At 61.9% G+C, this 15,808-nt stretch carries 13 protein-coding genes; 7 read left to right on the plus strand and 6 right to left on the minus strand.

Annotated features, from left to right (window positions below):
- Positions 1-121: 121 nt before the first annotated feature.
- The 3 genes from CAURI_RS04580 to CAURI_RS04590 all read left to right on the plus strand — a co-directional run bounded on the left by CAURI_RS04580 (position 122) and on the right by CAURI_RS04590 (position 3,232).
- A complete protein-coding gene (locus tag CAURI_RS04580; protein WP_010187517.1) occupies positions 122-1,300 on the plus strand; it encodes an acetyl-CoA C-acyltransferase in 1,179 nt (392 codons plus the stop codon).
- 37 nt (positions 1,301-1,337) lie between these two features.
- Positions 1,338-2,399: an enoyl-CoA hydratase/isomerase family protein gene (locus tag CAURI_RS04585; RefSeq protein WP_010187516.1), complete on the plus strand. Its 1,062-nt coding sequence runs from the start codon at positions 1,338-1,340 to the stop codon at positions 2,397-2,399.
- Between the two features lie 68 nt (positions 2,400-2,467).
- On the plus strand, positions 2,468-3,232 hold the full coding sequence (locus CAURI_RS04590) for an enoyl-CoA hydratase (protein ID WP_010187514.1): 765 nt from the start codon (positions 2,468-2,470) through the stop codon (positions 3,230-3,232).
- A gap of 133 nt (positions 3,233-3,365) precedes the next feature.
- Here the strand turns inward: CAURI_RS04590 and CAURI_RS04595 are convergent, their stop codons facing one another.
- The 3 genes from CAURI_RS04595 to CAURI_RS04605 all read right to left on the minus strand — a co-directional run bounded on the left by CAURI_RS04595 (position 3,366) and on the right by CAURI_RS04605 (position 6,452).
- A complete protein-coding gene (locus CAURI_RS04595; protein WP_010187512.1) occupies positions 3,366-3,866 on the minus strand; it encodes a MarR family winged helix-turn-helix transcriptional regulator in 501 nt (166 codons plus the stop codon).
- 132 nt (positions 3,867-3,998) lie between these two features.
- A complete protein-coding gene (locus CAURI_RS04600; RefSeq protein WP_010187510.1) occupies positions 3,999-5,729 on the minus strand; it encodes an AMP-binding protein in 1,731 nt (576 codons plus the stop codon).
- A gap of 162 nt (positions 5,730-5,891) precedes the next feature.
- Entirely contained in the window at positions 5,892-6,452 is a 561-nt protein-coding gene (locus CAURI_RS04605; RefSeq protein WP_010187507.1) for a TetR/AcrR family transcriptional regulator, read from the minus strand.
- 231 nt (positions 6,453-6,683) lie between these two features.
- On the opposite strand from CAURI_RS04605, the gene CAURI_RS04610 reads away from it, so the two are divergent.
- Both CAURI_RS04610 and CAURI_RS04615 read left to right on the plus strand, forming a co-directional pair.
- Entirely contained in the window at positions 6,684-7,892 is a 1,209-nt protein-coding gene (locus CAURI_RS04610; protein ID WP_010187505.1) for an acyl-CoA dehydrogenase family protein, read from the plus strand.
- Positions 7,893-7,972: 80 nt separating this feature from the next.
- Positions 7,973-8,722: an SDR family NAD(P)-dependent oxidoreductase gene (locus CAURI_RS04615; protein WP_010187503.1), complete on the plus strand. Its 750-nt coding sequence runs from the start codon at positions 7,973-7,975 to the stop codon at positions 8,720-8,722.
- A gap of 59 nt (positions 8,723-8,781) precedes the next feature.
- Here CAURI_RS04615 and CAURI_RS04620 read toward each other — a convergent pair whose 3' ends face one another.
- Positions 8,782-9,915 carry an acetoin utilization protein AcuC gene (locus CAURI_RS04620; RefSeq protein ID WP_010187500.1) on the minus strand — a complete coding sequence of 378 codons (1,134 nt, stop codon included), beginning with the start codon at positions 9,913-9,915 and terminating at the stop codon, positions 8,782-8,784.
- The gene (locus tag CAURI_RS04625) at positions 9,912-12,551 is read right to left on the minus strand and encodes a GNAT family N-acetyltransferase (protein ID WP_010187498.1); all 2,640 of its coding nucleotides are present in this window, start codon (positions 12,549-12,551) and stop codon (positions 9,912-9,914) included. Before CAURI_RS04625 ends, CAURI_RS04620 begins: the two co-directional genes overlap by 4 nt.
- 232 nt (positions 12,552-12,783) lie before the next feature.
- Between CAURI_RS04625 and CAURI_RS04630 the strand changes: the two genes are divergently transcribed.
- Positions 12,784-14,298, plus strand: coding sequence for a CoA-acylating methylmalonate-semialdehyde dehydrogenase (locus tag CAURI_RS04630; protein ID WP_010187497.1), 1,515 nt, complete (start codon positions 12,784-12,786; stop codon positions 14,296-14,298).
- Positions 14,299-14,310: 12 nt separating this feature from the next.
- Entirely contained in the window at positions 14,311-15,198 is an 888-nt protein-coding gene (gene mmsB, locus CAURI_RS04635) for a 3-hydroxyisobutyrate dehydrogenase (RefSeq protein ID WP_010187495.1), read from the plus strand.
- On the opposite strand, the gene CAURI_RS04640 is transcribed toward mmsB, so the two are convergent.
- Positions 15,167-15,775: a TetR/AcrR family transcriptional regulator gene (locus CAURI_RS04640; RefSeq protein WP_010187493.1), complete on the minus strand. Its 609-nt coding sequence runs from the start codon at positions 15,773-15,775 to the stop codon at positions 15,167-15,169. The genes mmsB and CAURI_RS04640 overlap by 32 nt on opposite strands.
- Between the last annotated feature and the right edge of the window lie 33 nt (positions 15,776-15,808).

The following is a 15,808-nucleotide window of genomic DNA, read 5'->3' on the forward strand; positions in this document are numbered from 1 at the left end:
AAACTGTTCTGTGCAGCAATACTTCGGCATTATGCGAGCTGAGATTGACCCACAAGGGTGGCGCAGCGCACAATCCATCGGTACGATTCGGGTTAACTTCGTACAGTTTGGAGAGCGAAATATGGACATCGTTATTGTGGGCGCCGCCCGAACGCCCTTCGGCAAGTTGCTTGGCGGCCTTGCGGCCTTGCCCGCAACGGAGCTCGGCTCCCATGCCATCGCTGCTGCGCTCGCGCAAGCGCAGGTCAACCCCGACGACGTTGATGCGGTGATCTTCGGACAAGTCTTGCAGGCAGGTGTGGGGCAAAACCCCACGAAGCAGGCAGCACTGGGGGCAGGAATTTCCCCGAACGCGCACACCACAACGGTCAACAAGGTCTGCCTGTCCGGTCTGACCGCGATTATCGACGCCTCCCGGCTCCTGCGCTCCGGCGAAGCCACGGTGGTAGTGGCCGGGGGAATGGAGTCGATGTCGAATGCTCCCCACCTGCTGCCGCAGTCGCGCAAGGGAAAGAAATTCGGCTCTGTTGAGCTTCTCGATCACATGGAGCACGATGGCCTGCGGGCAGCGGACCTCGGGATTTCCATGGGCTCGCTGTCGGAGAAGTATGCCGAGCGCTATCCGGCCACCCGCCAGGAACAAGACCGCTGCGCCGCGCTGTCCCACCAGCGCGCTCTGCAGGCGAGCGAGGAGGGACTCTTTGACACGGAGATCGCTCCGATCACCGTAGCGAGCCGGCACGACGAGATCACCTTCTCGCGCGATGAAGGCATCCGGGAGGGAGTCACCGAAGAATCCTTGGCTGGGCTGCGTCCGGCCTTTGAGCCTGAAGGAGGCATAACGGCCGGAAATTCTTCACCCATCACGGATGGGGCTGCGGCCGTCGTTCTCACCACCCGCGAACATGCGGAGAAAAAAGGGTTGCCGATCATGGCGGTCCTGCGCGCGCCTGGGCAAGTAGCCGGCCCGGATTCTTCGCTGCAGGAGCAGCCCGCTCGTGCCCTTCTTCAAGCCCTGGAACGGCAGGGCTGGAGTGCAAAGGACCTCGACCACATCGAGATCAATGAGGCCTTCGCCGCGGTAGTGGTGCATTCCGCGAGGGTCCTTGGAATCCACCCCGATGACGTGAATCCGCAGGGCGGAGCGATTGCCCTGGGGCACCCTATCGGTGCTTCCGGTGCACGGCTCGTGGTGCATGCGGCGCACCTCTTGGCAGAATCCCATGCCCGCCGCGCCGGGGTCACGTTGTGCGGCGGCGGTGGACAAGGTGAAGCCCTGTTGCTTGAGGCTGTGAACTAACCCCGCCCATAGATGAGTAGAAAAATAGGAGAAGAAGATGACGAATGAGATTATTAGCGAAGTTCGTGGACACGCCGGCGTGCTCACGCTCAATCGGCCCAAGGCCATTAACGCGCTGAACCAGACGATGATTGATGAGATGACGGCGGTGCTTCAGGAGTGGCAGGATGATGACCGCGTCAAGCTCGTTATTCTCCGCGGCGCTGGCGAACGCGGGCTATGCGCGGGCGGTGACGTCGCAGCCTTGTACCACGATGCCCTGGAAGGCGGAACCGCAGGCGCCCATTTCTGGAAGACGGAATACGAGCTGAACTATCTGATCTCCACCTATTCCAAGCCTTACGTGGCGCTCATGGAAGGCATCGTGCTGGGCGGTGGAATCGGCGTGTCGGCGCACGCCTCGCACCGCATCGTGAGTGAGGATTCACGCATCGGCATGCCGGAAGTAGGAATTGGGTATTCGCCCGATGCCGGCGGTTCCTACCTGCTGTCCCGAGCTGCAGATCGCCTTGGCCGCCACCTGGCCTATACCGCGATCCACGTGGGCGCCGCGGAGGCGATCGATACCGGTTTTGCGGATTACTTCGTGCCCAAGGACAAGCTCGACGCGTTGGTAGAGCAGCTGGTGGAGTCGGGGGAACCGGCAGACATCGAGAAGTTTTCCGAAGAGGTGGGACCCGGCTTCGGGGAGGATCGCGCCGAAATGGTTGAGGTCTATGCCGCGGAGACTGCCGAGGAAACCTTGGCCCGGCTACAGGAGCGCGCAGCCGCCGGGGGTGAAGGCCACTGGGCCGCGAAGGCTACCAAGCGGATGAGCCTTAACTCCCCACTGGGAATCCGCGTTACCGAAGAATCCCTGAACCGCAATGCGTCGATGAGCTTCGCAGAAACCTTGACGCAAGAATTCTGGATGTCCGTGAACATGCAAAAGCACAAGGAATTCGTCGAGGGTATCCGCGCGCAGATCGTTGATAAGGACCGTAACCCTTCCTGGGAATACGAGTCCATCGGCGCCGTCCCACCGGACGTCGTGGCGTCTATTCTCGAACACAGCGAAGGCAATGTGGAAGCTCCCACATTCGATACCTCCGAAAACTAGGCACAGCCACCCCCTGCTCACGAGCCAGATATAGCACTACCCGAAATCACAGAAAGGACACTAGTTCCATGGCAATTCTTACTGAAAAGCGCGGCCGCGTCGCACTCATCACCCTTAACCGTCCGGAAGCACTCAACGCGCTGAACAACGACACCATGCTTGAGGTCACGCACGCGGTCCAGGAATTCGACGCCGATGGAGAAGTAGGCGCAATCGTTATTACCGGTTCCGACAAGGCCTTTGCCGCCGGCGCAGATATCAAGGAGATGTCTTCGAAGACGGCGACGGAGATGTACACCGCGGACTGGTTCGCCGGCTGGGACGTCCTCACGCGCGCTCGCACGCCCATTATCGCGGCGGTCAACGGCTACGCGCTTGGCGGCGGTTGCGAGCTAGCCATGATGTGTGACTTCATTATCGCCGGTGACAAGGCCAAGTTTGGCCAGCCCGAGGTCAACCTCGGCGTTACCCCGGGCATGGGCGGCTCCCAGCGCCTAACCCGTGCCATCGGAAAGGCCAAGGCAATGGAGATGTGCCTGACCGGCCGCATGATGGCAGCGGAGGAAGCAGAGCGCTCTGGTCTCGTGGCCCGCGTGGTTCCCGCCGACGAGCTCCTCGATTCCGCGCTAGAAACCGCGCAGCTCATCGCCTCGAAGTCCTTCGTCGCAACGTCCCAGATCAAGGAACAAGTCAATGCCGTGGATGAGCTCTCGCTGTCCCAGGGCATCCAGTTTGAGCGCCGCACCTTCCACGCACTCTTCTCATCCCACGACCAAAAGGAAGGAATGGCAGCCTTCGTGGAGAAGCGTGACCCAGACTTCAAGCATGCTTAAGCTCCTTCGCTCTGCGAAGTAGCTCTGAGGGGGATTAGTTCTCAGACAAAAACTGCCCTAGTTGCCAAAGTTGAAGCCCGTGAATCGGGCAGGGCGGGAGCGCAGGTTTTGCAGATAGGGCAGTTCCGTCGCTCTACTGAGCCTCTGGGGACTCGACGTCCTCGCCGGCGGCGCGGCGAATACGGTTGGCGGCAGCGATAACGCGATCTTGTTCGCGTGCGGGCAGTGCAATGGACTCGAAATAGCGATCAAGTGCCGGTCCCGCCGCGGAAGCCAGCACGATGCCTTGGTCGGTGACCATCACCAAGGTCGAGCGCTTATCTTTAGGGTCGCTTACCCGCGTGATCAGTCCGTCCTTTTCCAACTTGCGCACCGTGTGGGTCAGTGATGCCGGCGGGAGTTGTAGGCGAGAACTGATCTTCGACATCGGCATGCTTCCTGCGCGTGACCACATGAGCACGGCGAGGACCTCAAATTGGCTATAGCTCACCCCAAAGGGAGCGAGAGCCTCCTCGGCACCGTTTCTCAAAATATGGGCGGCGCGCTCGAAGGAGGAGACCGTGGCCAGGCCACGCGCGGAGTGCGCGGAATAGCGCTGAGCCCACTGGCGGCGTGCTTCAGCAATGATATCCATGAGCCGGAAAAGACCTCCTTGTAGCGTGTGAGACAACTATAAGCGACAGCTTCACTGTTCCGAGAACCCGGATAAGAGAAACAAAGGCCCCAGCCGGAAGCTGGAGCCTGCATCATCGAAAGGCGGGTGGTGCTAGCCCTTCAGCGACGGAAAGTCGGAATCAGCAAACTCCGTCGAAGCTGTCGTCTCACCGCCATCAGCTGAGTGGATCTCGGTTTCGCGCTTGCGCAGATCGACGCGGCGAATCTTGCCAGAGACCGTCTTTGGCAGCTCGTAGAACTCGAGGCGGCGGATACGCTTATACGGCGCCAAGCCATCACGGCAGTGCTTGAGGATGGCTTCGGCCGTCTCCGCGTTTGGCTCGTAGCCATTCGCCAAAGCCACGTAGGCCTTCGGCACGGCAAGGCGAATGGGATCCGGGGAAGGAACCACCGCTACTTCGGCGACGGCCGGGTGCTCGATGACGACGGACTCGAGCTCAAAGGGGGACAGGCGGTAGTCGGAAGCCTTGAAGACATCATCGGCACGGCCAATGTAGAAGATGTATCCGTCTTCATCGCGTTCCGCCGTATCACCCGTGTGGTAGTAACCATCGCGGAAGACCTCCGCATTCTTGTCGGGATCGTTGAAGTAACCCACCGTCAGGCCGACTGGGCGGGGATCAATCTTCAAACAGATTTCACCGGTATCCCCAATCTCATCCGTAGCGGGATCCTTGAGCACGACTTCCCAACCCGGCAGCGGGCGGCCCATAGAACCAGGCTTGACCTTTTGCTCCGGGGTGTTGGCGATCTGCAGGGTGGTTTCCGTCTGCCCGAAGCCATCGCGAACATCAGTGTGCCAGGCCTTGCTGATGGTGCTGATGAGCTCAGGGTTCAGCGGTTCGCCCGCCGCGACGAGCTTCTTCGGCGGGGTCTTCATGCGACCCAGGTCCGCCTGGACGAGCATGCGCCACACTGTCGGCGGGGCGCAGAAGCTGGTGACACCTTCTTCCTCCATCTTGTCCATGAGCGCAGCAGCGTCGAAGCGCGCATAGTTGTACAGGAAGATAGTGGCCCCGGCGATCCAGGGGGCAAAGAAGTTTGACCACGCGTGCTTGGCCCAGCCGGGGGCGGCGACGTTGAGGTGGACGTCGCCAGGCGCCAGGCCGATCCAGTACATCGTGGTGAGGTGCCCCACCGGGTAGGAGGTATGGGTGTGCTCGACGAGCTTCGCCTTCGACGTGGTACCGGAGGTGAAGTAGAGCAGGAGGGTTTCATCTGCCTTGGTTTCCTGCTTCGGCGTGTAGACCTCAGAACCCGTGAAAGAATCTGAGTAGCGCAGGGTCGGGTGCGCCGACTGCGCTTCTGGTTCATCACCAACCTGGATAACCGTGAAATCACCGGTGACGTCCTGGAACTTCACGGCATCCTCGGCATTGGCCACAACCCAGGAAATGTTGGCGCGGTCGGTCCGGTCTTGCAGATCTGCCGCACCCAGCATGGCGGTTGCCGGGTTGAGCACGAAGCCCGCCTTGATACAGGCCAGCATGCACTCCCACAGTTCCACCTGATTATTGAGCATGAGCATGACGCGGTCACCGCGCTGAACGCCTTGTGCTTCCAGCCAGTTGGCTAGCTGTGCTGAGCGAGCGGACATCTCGGCGAAGGTGCGGCGCGTGCTGCTGCCGTCGGTTTCACAAATGACGAGCGCCTCGCGGTCCTTGGAATCCTCCGCGGTGGCGAGGTGATCGAACCAATCGAGGGCGAAGTTGAAGTGCTCGAAGCGCGGCCACTCGAAGTTGCTGCAGGCTGCTTCATAATCGGTCTGATAAGAAACCAGCAGATCGCGGGCTGCTTGGAATTGTTCGGTCACCGTGGTCATTGGTTCTCCTCTAGCTTGTGCTCATGTGGGGGGGAAGGACGCTACATTGCCTATGGTCCGCGTCCCAGACCATGCGTCAATGTGACGTGGGTCGCAGCCTACTTTACTTTGAGTTCGAAGTAATTTCTAGAGGATGTGGGTAGCCTGTGTGAAAGTCGCAGGCTAGCGCCGTGAAATTCCATGAAGGATGAGCTGGCCAAGCGTGTGGTAGGCCTCGGCTGGAGCTAAGGTGTCCGAGTAGAAGCCCTGCTGGATGTCGGTCATGGAGCGCTGGATTAGGCGGGAGACAAAATCCGTGTACTCCGCTGTGAACTCGCCGGCTGCAACGCCGTGGCTGAGCAGCTCATGGATGGTTTCGGTAGCCCTGCGTGTGTTGAGGCTGAATACCTCCTGGGCGGCGGGTTCGGAGGCAAGATCGCGCATAAACTCCGGGCTGGCGGGCTCTAGGGCGATGGTCATGGAGGAGAAGTATTTCTCAAGCGCTTGGGCGTATGTGGGTGCCTTGGTGACCGCGGTGCGGCGTGCAATTTCCTTAAAGAAACTGACTAGTACACGCCGAATGATGGCATCCCTCGATGGGCCCAGCGCATAGATGGTGGACTTGGAGCATTGGTAGCGCTTGGTTGCGCCATCGATGGTGAAGGACTCGAAGCCCTCGGCCAGGAAGTCCTGCAAAAGGGCGTTAAAGAGCTCTCGCTGCCGTGGTGTGAGTGGCTGGGTCATGTGTCTCTCCGTCTGTGTCGATTCCGGCCTTGAGGGGCTCTTTTGGGGCGGGCTGGGGGTCCTGTGTTGTGAAAACTGATCATAGAACACAGTGTGGGGAGTACGGAAATATGTATAATCGTACCCATTCAATGTGAAGTGCCCCATTGATTTCCTGACCTACAAGACCGTCTATGGCCTCAAATGAATCCATGTAGTCGCGACAAGATCCAGCTAGAAAGGTAGAAAACTATGCCGCCGATCCTTGGCCCACAGCATCCCAGCGGGAAACACTTGGAGAAGATCAAGTACCCCCACGCCGATATCTTCGCCGTCGCTGACCGCCTAGTCCCCGAAGAGCAGGCACGCCTGGCGGAGATCCACGAGTTTCTGCAGACGGAGATTCGCCCGGTCGTGGGCGAATACTGGGACCGCGAAGAGCTGCCTTTCGACCTGCTTCCCCGGATGGCGGAGATGGGCTTGGGTGAAATCGAGCTCACCAACACCTCACGGCTCTACCGTGGGCTGGTGTACGCGGAAGTCACCCGCGCAGACGTATCGCTCTCGGCGTTGGTGGGCATCCACAATGAGCTCGTCCTGGGGCTCATTGACAAGCTAGGCTCCCCAGAGCAGAAGGACACCTGGTTGGCAGGCCTGCGTCAGTTCACCAAGGTGGGCTGCTTCGCGCTGACCGAGCCGGACCACGGCTCCGATATCGCCGGCGGTCTTGCCACAACGGCGGAGCGCACCGCCGAGGGCTGGGTTATCAACGGCGCGAAGCGCTGGATTGGCGCCGGTACTTTTGCTGATTTCGCCATCACCTTCGCCCGCGATACGGCGGATGATGAGATTAAGGCATTCATCGTTGAGCTCGACCGTGACGGTGTTACGCGCAGCAAGATCTCGCGCAAAATGGGTCTGCGCATCATGCAGAATGCGGACCTTAACTTCGACAACGTCCTCATCCCACACGAGAACCTCATCCCTGGCGCCGAATCCTTCGCCAACGTCAACGACTTCCTGTGCTATTCCCGCGCCTGGGTGGGCTGGCAGGGAGCTGGGCTGCAGCTCGGCATCTTCGATAAGGCCCGCGAGTACGCGGTCAAGCGCGAGCAGTTTGGCCGGCCCATTGCGAAGTTTCAGCTGGTGCAGGAGCAGCTCTCCCGCATCCTTGGCAACGCCACTGCCTCACTCGCCATGATGGCCCAGCTGGCGGAGGTCCAGGAACAGGGCAAGCTGGAAATGCCGTTTGCCGCCCTGGCGAAGGCAACGACCACGCGCCTGGCGCGCGAATCTGCAGCCGCGGGCCGCAACATCGGCGGTGGAAACGGCATTCTCACAGAGTATGACCTGTCGAAGATGATGGATGATGCCGAGATTCTCTTCACCTATGAGGGAACCTACGACATCAACTCGCTCATCGTCGGCCGTGCGGTTACTGGCGTATCCGCCTTCGTTTAAGCAGCTCCGCCCTCGTAATCACTGTCCACACATTTGCAGCACTACACATCCCACGCCCCGCTGTGATCAAAGGAGAAACCATGAACCTACACGAAGCCTCTGCCGTCGTGACCGGCGGTGCATCCGGCCTTGGAGCGGCCACGGCCGCGGCACTCGCAGAGCACGGAGCCACGGTCACCGTGCTCGACTTGTCCGTTCCGGAGGAACAGCACAGTGGCATCGACTACACGGCAGTCGACGTCACCGATGCCGCTGCCGTGCGGGAGGCTGTCCTCGCCGCGGCATCTTCAGCGCCGCTGCGTGTAGCGGTAAACTGCGCCGGAATCTGCCCCTCGGCGCGCATCTTCGGACGCAAAGGCCCGCACGATCCGGAGCTGTTTTCTAAGACCATAAACGTCAACCTCATGGGTACCTTCCACGTCATGACCGCGGCCGCCGAGGCGATGGCCCAGGCAGAACCACTCGATGAGGACGGCCAGCGCGGCGTCATCATCAACACTGCCTCCGTCGCGGCCTTTGAAGGGCAGGTAGGGCAGGCAGCCTATGCGGCGTCAAAAGGCGCGGTGGCCGCCCTGTCGATTACCGGGGCCCGGGACCTGGCGTCACTGGGCATCCGTGTCAATGCCATCGCGCCGGGCGTGGTGGCCACCCCGATGATGGAGCAAATCACCCCGGAGTTCCGTGAGCAGCTCGAAGCCACCGTGCCTTTCCCCGCCAGGCTGGCAAAGCCAGAGGAGTTTGCTGCCCTGGCCTTGTCTATCGCGGAGAACCCCTATATCAATGGCGAGACGATTCGCCTGGATGGCGCACTGCGTATGCCGCCGCGCTAAGGGTTCGCACCGCGTACTCACTAATGCTGCCCCGCACGTGCGCCCTGCATGCGCGGGGCCTAGCCATAAGCGGGCAAGCCCCAGTAGGGGAAGATGGCGCGCGTGGTCTGTACTAGCGCCGCGTGGGGCTTTTCCGCCATGACCTTGGTGGGGTCGAAGTCCCCGATGGCGGCGCATGCGCCTTCATCGCCCAGCGTGGGGGAGCCCTCCCAGCCGTCCGGCATCCGGGAGGAGGCGGCGAGCTCCACACCGGCGGCCGCGGCAAGTACCTGCGTCCAGGCGCGGGCGACGGCATCGACTCGATAGCCGCCGCCACCGAGGGCCACCCATCGTCCGCCCGCAAATTGCTGTGCCCACACCGCCACCGAGCGGTAGGCGCGCGCCATCGCATCGATGGTGAGTTCCAGGTCCGCGAGGGGATCCGAACGGTGCGGATCCGCGCCGTGCTGGGAAATGATGAAATCGGGGCGGAATTTCTTGAGCAGCGGCGGGACGATCGCGTGGACGACCTGCAGCCATTCCTCATCCGTGACCCCACGGGGCAGGGCCACGTTGACGGCGGTGCCTTCCGCGCCTTGCCCACCAATCTCGTGCGCATAGCCTGTGCCGGGGAAGAGATAGAGCCCCGACTCATGGACCGAGATGGTCAGCACGTTGGGATCATCCCAAAAAATTTTCTCCACGCCGTCGCCATGGTGGGCGTCCAAGTCCAGGTAAACCACGCGTTGGGCGCCATTGGCCAGTAGCCACTGGATCGCAATGGCGGCGTCGTTATACATGCAGAATCCCGACATGGAATCGGCAAAAGCATGGTGCAGCCCGCCGGAAAGATTAACGGCCCGTGGCGCGCGGCCCTCCCATACAGCGCGCACGGCCGCAAGGGTGCCGCCGGCGATGCGCGCGGCGACCGTCGACAAGCCATGGCTAATCGGGTTGTCCTCAGTGCCCAGCCCAAACCGTTTGGACGGCACCTCGGCGCGGGTGGCAGCGATGTAGTCGGGGCTGTGCACGAGCTGCAAGTGCGAGGTGTTCAGTGGGGTGGGGCACTCGATATCGAACTCCTCCAGCACACTGAAGTGTTGCGCCAGCGACATCGCCGCGGCGACGCGGTCCGGCCCCATCGGATGCTGCGGGCCCAGCGAGTAACGGTACATCTCCTCCGAGGCAAAAAGCAGCGGCTTCGACTGGCTCATGACAGGGACCTCGCGAGAGGATCGCGGACATCACCCAGCGGGGCGATGCGCATGCGAGCCCCCACCACATCAGTCTGTTTCACCCCGGCGATAACCGGGGAGAGCTCGATGTCAACAAGAGCGGCAATATCGTCCTTGAGTTGGGTCAGCTGCATCATCACCTCCTCGACACGGTGTAACTTAGCGGCCTTGGTACCGCGGTAGCCGGCCAACAGGGGAGAGGCCTTCAAACAGCTGAGCATGTCCAGGGCATCCGTCCGGCGCAGCGGGGGCACGCGCCACTCGACGTCCCCCAATAGGTCCGAGGGCAGCCCGGAGAATCCCGCAGAAATCATCGGGCCCACGACGGGATCTTCGATGGCCCGGAGGGTAAGTGAGGCGCCCGCCGTGACCATGCGCTGCACCACCGGTATCAAGATTGCCGGGTCTTCGCCCAAGTGGAGATCGCACGTGAGTTGGGTGATGGTGGTCCACGCCCGCGCCATGGATTCCTCATCATGGATATCGCGCACGACAGTAGGCAGCTCCGAGCGGCCCCGCACCATCTGCGAGGTGCACTTGAGTACGACGTTCCAGCCATACTCGTGGCCGGCTGCAATGGCCTCCTCAAGGGTGTTCACCGGATTCCACGGAACAATGTCGATGCCATAGGCCCCCAGGATTCGCGCGCATTCCTCGTCGGTCGCCCACCTCCCGGTGGGAGAATCTACAAGTATCTCCGCCACGACTTTGCGTGCTTCGGCTAAGCCGGTGCTGGTGGCGAATTCATCGGCAGGGTTGGGGCGGGCGAGGGTGCGGCGACGTTCGTTATCGATGATGGTCGCCAACGCTTCGATGGCGTCGGCATAGGTGCCAAACACCGGTAGCTGTCGGGGTTCTTCGGGGCCTGGCGCGGTGCGAAAATCGGGAACGTCGAAGCCAACAAAACTGGCGATGAGCGGGGTATCCGTCGTTGTGGAAGCCAGCTGGGATAAGCTGGAATGCGCATCCTTGAGAATGAACTCGCCGACCTCCACGACAGCGCACAGCACCATGTCAATATCCGGATCCTCCAGCGCGCGCCGGGCCTGTTCCGTGATAGCGGGGGCAGGGTCGTCGACGACGGTGAGAGCGTGCGGGCGAAGCCCGAAGCGCCAGGCCGCCTGCTCCATCTGCGCGGTGAGGCCGGAGGAATTCGATATGACGGCGATACGGCGCCCCTGCGGCACTGGTTGGCGCGCGAGGAGCTGGGCGATGTCGAGCATGGCATCGCGGCGGGTGACCACCATGGCCCCGGTGTAGCGGATGATCTCATCCAGCGCGGCCGGGCTGGCCGCAGACAAATCTTCGACCGCGTAGTGTCGGGCGGACTTCAGCGCGCGCGAGGGAAGAAACACCACAACGTGCTTGTCCAGGGCCAGGCGTCGCAGAATTCGGAAGAACTTGCGCGGGTTACCAATCGAGTCGAGGGACAGCAGGCAGATGCGTGTGTTCTCATCCTGGCTCCAGAACTGCATGACGTCATTGCCGGTGACATCGGCGAAGGAACCAGCAGCGATGAAGTTGCTTAACCCGCAGCCGAGTTGTAGCGCGTGGGAGAGTGCCAGGGTGGCCACGCCCGCCGACTGGGTAAAGAGCCCTACCTGCCCTGCGCGCGGCATGGGCGCGGGGCTTGCGTTGAGGCGCACCGACTCATCGGTGTTGATGAGGCCTAGAGCTGCGGGGCCGAGGGCGCGCAGGCCGTAGTCCCTGGCCGCGAGCACGATGTCGCGGGCCTCCTCGCGCGAGAGGTTAGGGTTCTGGCTGCGGGAGATGACCACAACGCCCTTGGCACCCGCGGCGGCAGCGGCCTGCATGACGTCGGCGCCGCCGCGTCCCTGAAACTCGATGACGACGAGATCGACTGGTTCAGCAAGGTCATAGAGCTCATCGACGCTGTGCAGGTTGCGCAGTGACCCAGTGAAGCCGGCGCTGGCCAGCTGCTGGCTGGAGAGCGTACCTACCACCGCCACGGAGCTCGGGTTGAGCAAACGGTGAATCGAGTTGGCTTCGGCGCGCAGCTCGCGGCGCTCCATGACATCGCGGGAATTCTCATTCGGCGCGATGTGGAAATCCACCCTAATGAAGCCATCCTCAAGCTCCGGCTTCGCAGAATAGCCTGCCCGCACGAAGACCTGCACCATCCTGCGGTTTTGTGTGAGCATTTCCGCGAAGAAGCGCTCCACTTTTCCTTCGCGCCCAATCTCCGCGAGGTGCTCAAGGAGGATATTAGCCACGCCTTTTCCGTGGTGGGAATCCTGAACAAGGAAGGAGACATCGCCCACGCGCGCAGGCAGGAACTGCTCGACGATGGAGTATCCGGCCACCGCCACGATATTGCCGCGCTCCACCATGACGAGCGTGACCTTGTCGTAGCCGTCTGTGTGCAACCACCGGTCCAGGTCATCGTCGGTGAGCGTGGGGTGCGTGCCGAAGAAGCGCAGGTACTTCGATTGATCCGAGACGCGGTCGTAGAAGGCGCGGATGGCGTCGCGGTCGGCCGGCGTGATGGGGCGCAGGGTGGCGATATCGCCATCGTTGAGGATGACATCGGCTTCCCAGCTCGTTGGTCCGGGGCCAAAAGGCGTGGTGGTCGCGGGCTGCTCCGTGTGGTCCATGTCATTACCTTAGCCCGGCCTTACCCGAGCTCAGGGTAGGTGAATGGCATTCACCCCACGGATTCCAAGGGAAGCCCAGGAGGAAAGTGCAGGACACAGCATGTATTTCAGTTCACGCCAGGGGGTGAACAGTGTTTTAACTCTCATTTTTCATGGCGTGTGACTCCGGACTGGGGTTAGTGTGTGACCCAAGCCATAGAGGGAGCCGGAGGTTCCAGGAAGGAGACGCGCCATGCGCACTGTTTATCACTACGTCAACGGAGAAACTTTCGAGGGGACGTCGGGCAACACGCAGCCCGTCCTGAACCCTTCAACCGGCAAGGAGCAGGCCGCCGTCGCTCTTGCGAACAAGGCCGATGTGGACAGCGTCATCGCGGAATCCGCGAAGGCGCAGCCAGGTTGGGCGGCGCTGAACCCGCAAAAGCGCGTTCGCATCATCATGGAGTGGATCCGTCTCATCCACGAGAACATGGATGAGCTGGCCACGCAGCTCTCCCTGGAGCACGGCAAGACCTTCCCGGATGCCAAGGGCGATGTCCTGCGCGGCGTCGACGTGCTGGAGTTTGCGCTCGGCGCCCCGCACCAGCTCAAGGGCGAGTACTCCTCGGAGGTCGGCACCGGCATCGATACCTACTCGCTGCGCCAGCCGCTCGGCGTGGTTGCCGGTATTACCCCGTTCAACTTCCCGGCCATGATTCCACTGTGGAAGGCCGGCCCGGCCCTGGCGGCGGGCAATGCCTTCGTGCTCAAGCCCTCCGAGCGTGACCCCTCCGTGCCGGTTCGCCTGGCGGAGCTCTTCATTGAGGCCGGCGGCCCCGCCGGTGTTCTCAACGTTGTGCACGGCGGCAAGGAAGCCGTCGATGCCATCCTGGATTCCGACACGATCAAGGCCGTGGGCTTCGTGGGCTCCACGCCGATTGCGCAGTACATCTACGAGCGTTGCGCGGCGACCGGCAAGCGCGCCCAGTGCTTCGGTGGTGCAAAGAACCACGCTATTGTGCTTCCCGACGCCGACATTGACGCCACCGCCGATGCCATCGTGGGCGCGGCTTTCGGCTCCGCCGGTGAGCGCTGCATGGCCCTGTCCGTGGTGGTTCCCGTGGGGCAGGACACGGCAGACCGTCTCCGCGATGCCATCCTGGCGAAGATCCCGGAGCTGAAGGTCGGCCACTGCCTCGACCCGGAGGCCGACTACGGCCCCCTGGTCACCGCCGAGGCGCGCGACCGCGTCCACCGGCTCATCGCCGAGGGCGTGGAGGCGGGTGCCACGCTGCTTGCCGACGGCCGCGAGTTGGACATGTCCGACAAGACCTTCAACGAGGATTCCCTCGCGGACGGCTTCTACTCCGGCCCGAGCTTCTTCGACAACGTCACCGCCGACATGTCCGTCTACAGCGAGGAAATCTTCGGACCGGTGCTGGTCATGGTCCGCGCTGAGACCCTGGAAGAGGCCGTGTCTTATCCGAACGACCACGTCTACGGCAACGGCGTGGCCATCTTCACCCAGAACGGTGGCGCGGCCCGCGACTTCTGCAAGAACGTCCAGGTCGGCATGGTGGGCGTCAACGTTCCGATTCCGGTGCCGATTGCCTACCACACCTTCGGCGGCTGGAAGGCCTCTGGTTTCGGCGACCTCAACCAGCACGGTCCGGATTCCTTCCGCTTCTACACCAAGACCAAGACCGTCACCTCGCGTTGGCCCAGCGACGACTCCGCAGGTCCCCAGTTCACAATGCCGGTCATGTAAGGAGAGAACACAATGACGACTATCGCGTTTATCGGATTGGGCAACATGGGCGGCCCCATGGCCGCCAACCTGGCGAAGGCCGGGCACGAGGTCCGCGGCTTCGACGTCGTGGAGGAAGCACGGGATCGCGCCGCCGAGCAGGGCATCACCATCATCGACACCGCTGAGGAAGCCGCGCAGGGCGCCGAGGTAGTCTTCACCAGCTTGCCCAATGGCGGACTGGTTAAGCAGGTCCTCGAGTCGGTCCTCGCAGCACACGAAGATCCAAAGACCTATGTTGATTTCTCCACCATCGCGGTCGCGGAAGCCCGTGAGCTCGCAGACACCGTGAGCAAGGCTGGCTCCGCCTTCCTGGATGCGCCGGTATCCGGCGGCATCGCAGGTGCAGCCGCAGGAACACTCGCCTTCATGGTCGGCGGCACGGCCGAAGACTTTGCGAAGGTCAAGCCGTTGCTCGACATCATGGGTAAGTCCGTGACGCACTGTGGTGACATCGGCAACGGCCAGGCGGTCAAGGCCTGCAACAACATGATCCTCGCGGTCCAACAAATCGTCCTGGCGGAGGCCCTCGTCCTCGGCGAGCGCCTGGGGTTGGACCACCAAGCCTTCTACGATGTTGTCTCCAACGCAACCGGCAATTCCTGGTCGCTGTCCGTCAACGCCCCGGTCCCGGATATCGTGCCGAGCTCACCGGCGAATAACGACTTCAAGCCGGGCTTTGCCGCCGCCCTCATGCTCAAGGACCTCAAGCTGGCCATGGCCGCGGCGGAAGACACCAAGACCGACACCGTCCTGGGCCGGGTTGCGGAGGAGCAGTACGCCTCCTTCGTGGACGAAGGCCACGGCGGACTCGATTTCTCCGCCATCATCACCGAGGTTCGTTCCAAGGAAGCGTCTTAAACGCCTGGTCTCCGTCGAGGATGCCCTGGAGCAATGGGGCATAATACTCGATGAGTTCCTCGGTAGAAAAGGCCGCGAACTCAGTATCGCCGAAACGCCGCATGAACGACAGCCCCATGAGCAGCGCGAGTGCCGACTGGGCCCGCAGCTCCGGCGACGGGTACTGGCTCCCGGACTCTTTACGAATCCGGGAGGCCAGGACATCCAACAAATCGGATTTAATTCTCTTACCAATGGCTCCGAGAGTCTGATAATCGCCGCTCGCCACCGAAATAGTCCGGGCCATGGAGTAGGGGGCGTTATGCGGAGCGGTAAGGGTTTCCACCACCGCGGTGCGCCCCAATTCACTGAAAGAACCGGCAAAGAGCGCCGCCGAGGAGGCGGTGAAATCCACCGTGGCCTCAAAGAGCCCTTCCTTGTTGTGGAAGTGCTTGACAATCAGCGCGACAGATACATCGGCTTCTTCCGCGATGTCCTTCATCGACACCTGTGAGAAGGACCGCTCACTGAAAAGCTCGCGCGAGCATTCAAGAATCCTCTCCCGCGTCGAAGCTACTTTCTCCTCCATAGGGGACATGGTACCGGCGCCCCACGCGCAGGAAGGGCGATT

It is taken from the genome of Corynebacterium aurimucosum ATCC 700975, assembly GCF_000022905.1.
Classification (GTDB): Bacteria; Actinomycetota; Actinomycetes; order Mycobacteriales; family Mycobacteriaceae; genus Corynebacterium; species Corynebacterium aurimucosum_F.